Raw genomic sequence first — 1,123 nt, 5'->3', positions numbered from 1 at the left:
ACGGTGACAAGTACGACGTAACTAAGGACGCCAAGGTAATTACTGGTTACGTACTGGTTAAGACTACTGACACGACTGGTACTTTCACTGACGGCAACAAGACCGCAGTCTTCACTTACAAGAAGATTGGCAAGATCATTCCAGTAGATCCAAAGGGTAACCCAATTCCAGGTGCTGACACGCCAAACTACAAGAATGACCCAACTGACCCGTCTAAGGTGGTTCCAAACGAGCCAACTCCGGAAGTACCAGGCTGGACCACAAACGTGCCAAATGTAACTCCGGAAGATCCAACTAAGGACACTCTGGTACCGTATACCAAGGGTGAAAAGGGCAAAATCCCTTCAACTCCAGAAAGTCCAACTGGTCCAGAAGGTTCGAAGACTGCCAGCCAGCCAAATAACCCTGGTGCTCCAAAGCAGACTACGTTTACCCCTGCAAGTGACAAGAAGCTTCCTTCTGCAGCAAGCAAGTCTAATGCTCAGCTCCCACAAACCGGGGTAGATGAACGAAAGGCTGGTCTGCTGAGTGCATTAGGTCTGGGAGTGATTGCTTTGACAGCTCTTGTTGGCCTCTTGGGTGAAAAAAAGCGCAAGTATTAATCCAACCAGAATCTGATAAATCTTTGAACACACATAAAAAACGGTGTCAAGGCCACTCGGTCTTGATGCCGTTTTGTGTTATTTGCAAAAAGAACATGAAAGAATATGATTTCCCAGACTTATCTGTGAGTTAAGATACCATTAAAATGATAAGGTGCTATCAGCTATACAATGTCATTAAGTTAAGACATTGACTTTGAACGGGGAACGTCTTAGAACACTCATCTGAATTTGATGAGTGTTTTTTTTGCTTAATTTTTGAAACCGCTTTACGCTATCTTTGATTAGAAGTTTTATCAAAGGTGGCGTATTCTCATGACTAAGAAACAACAAGTCTTTAGACAGCTTGATTCTGTAACGGATAAGGCTGCCGAATACATCAATTACTTTGTTTATCATCCAAGCAAAGACTTCACGCGTAAAAGAAAATTGGATGCTAAGACATTCATTAAGATCACTCTTGGCATGCAAGGAAACTGCTTGAACAAGGAGCTAGCTGACGCATTTCCTAAGCCCTCTAA

The 1,123-nt window shown here is 43.2% G+C and carries 2 pseudogenes; both read left to right on the top strand.

Annotated elements, in window-relative coordinates:
* A pseudogene (locus tag ACLUXO_RS10140) lies at nucleotides 1-602 on the top strand (mucin-binding protein); the annotation flags it as partial.
* Between the two features lie 315 nt (nucleotides 603-917).
* Nucleotides 918-1,123 (top strand): annotated as a pseudogene (locus tag ACLUXO_RS10135) (hypothetical protein); the annotation flags it as partial.

The organism is Lactobacillus delbrueckii subsp. bulgaricus, from assembly GCF_046938665.1.
GTDB lineage: Bacteria > Bacillota > Bacilli > Lactobacillales > Lactobacillaceae > Lactobacillus > Lactobacillus delbrueckii_C.
Note: the sequence above shows the minus strand (reverse complement) of the source record. Positions and strands in the feature narration are given on the sequence as shown.